This is a genomic window from Hyella patelloides LEGE 07179, assembly GCF_900659865.1.
GTDB lineage: Bacteria > Cyanobacteriota > Cyanobacteriia > Cyanobacteriales > Xenococcaceae > Hyella > Hyella patelloides.
Genome location: NZ_LR214296.1, coordinates 1 through 1,513, shown reverse-complemented (window position 1 = coordinate 1,513; position 1,513 = coordinate 1). Strand labels below are relative to the sequence as shown.

Sequence of the window (1,513 nt, the reverse complement as noted above, 5' to 3'; positions counted from 1 at the left end):
AGACTTAGTACAGTGGGGAAAAGGGGAAAGGGAAAAGGTTAAAGCTTTATATAACGAGCCTTTCTCCCTTTACCTTTAACCTTTAACCATCCCAACTATCTATCTGACTATTTTTGATAAATGGTATGAGATAGACTTTTATTCAAAAAGCTTGCAGCTACGATAATACTTCAACCGACAAACCCGAACAAGCTAAAAACGATCGTAGTATTTAAAGTTTCTAGAATCAATAGCAGCTTAATTATTTTCATGATTTTTTAGATTTTAACTATGGAAGCAACTCGATCTATTCGGCAGTATCTGAAGGAACATTTTGACCAGTAATAGCTGTTTCATTAGCAGCAGATTTTGCCATCTCAATTAGCTGTCGTTTAGAGATACATTCGCGATCGCGACGCGAAGCTAGTCCTTTAGGGCATTTTTTTGACATCAATAAATGTGCCATTTTTCCTTGTCGCCATATAATTGACTGTAGCTGTAGCTCTTCATACACAAGATAAAAACCTTCGATTCCACGATCGATTTCAATTCCTCGTTCAAATTCATCCGAAGCAATATCTTCTTTGCTATCGGCAAGTAATGCATCTAATTCCGCTTGCGATTCAATAGGGTCTTCTGTTACACCAACTGCTGCTACTAAGCAATCTTCAGGATTCTTCTGCTCCAAACAATCTGAATTATCGCCTATTAATACTGTAAAAAACTCCATTTTTAGATCGTCAAACTCGAATATAAGTTTACTATCTTCATCAGGTAAGAATGAATAAAGAGTGGCATCCTGAGTAGAAGTTGGTACGGTAGCAGGTAAGCGCATTTCTAAACCCGATGGCAAACGAGTCTCTATTTCTTTAATTATTGGCTGGAAAATTGGTGATGGTTTAGCTTGAGATTGCCGATTAGGAAATAAATTGAAGGCAAAAACGAAGGGTAGTAAAGTATAGATAAGTCGAAACTTCATTGCTTAATTTCTTGTATTGATATCTTTCTGTCATTGGCAATCTTACGGACTAACAGGAATACAACGCATGAAGAGAAAGTCCCAAATCAGTTGGGAACAAAGTAGGAACAAAAATTAGGACTTTAGCCCTATAGTGAGAAGCAAAGACTGGGACTAAAGACTCTATGGCAATATAAAAGGAATATTCTACACTAAGACATAAAAAAGTTAATACAAAGATCGAGTTTATGGATCGTCTTAAGCAGCTAAAAACCTATCCTTCTGGTCTATTCCTCTGGCTAGAATGGATTTTATTGGGTTCCGCGCTTTTAGCAGACTTACCTAGTAGCTATGCCTGGATTGAATATGATAGCCCTGATACCTATGTCTGGCTGGGATTCACATTGTTTTGACTATGTATGCTGGCATTAGGAACGATGGGGCTAAAGTCAATACTGTTCGGTTAAGCTAAACAACATGAGTTAATGAAAGTATTCATCATCCAAATGCATGAAACTATTTACTCTAACTCTTATTTCTCGAATACTTGCACTTGCTACGCCTATTAATTTATTC

At 36.9% G+C, this 1,513-nt stretch carries 2 protein-coding genes; one reads left to right on the top strand and one right to left on the bottom strand.

All coding sequences use genetic code 11. The features are described 5' to 3' along the window. Window positions 1–286: 286 nt before the first annotated feature. Complete coding sequence (locus H1P_RS33270) at window positions 287–958, bottom strand: hypothetical protein (protein WP_144875747.1); 672 nt, start codon at window positions 956–958, stop codon at window positions 287–289. Between the two features lie 227 nt (window positions 959–1,185). Here H1P_RS33270 and H1P_RS36995 point away from each other — a divergent pair, with 227 nt between their 5' ends. Beyond that, complete coding sequence (locus H1P_RS36995) at window positions 1,186–1,350, top strand: hypothetical protein (protein ID WP_186376301.1); 165 nt, start codon at window positions 1,186–1,188, stop codon at window positions 1,348–1,350. The last annotated feature ends 163 nt before the right edge of the window (window positions 1,351–1,513 follow it).

Coding starts and splice junctions, on each gene's coding strand:
- H1P_RS33270 (WP_144875747.1), bottom strand. CDS start 958: ATGAAGTTTCGACTTATCTATACTTTACTACCCTTCGTTTTTGCCTTC.
- H1P_RS36995 (WP_186376301.1), top strand. CDS start 1,186: ATGGATCGTCTTAAGCAGCTAAAAACCTATCCTTCTGGTCTATTCCTC.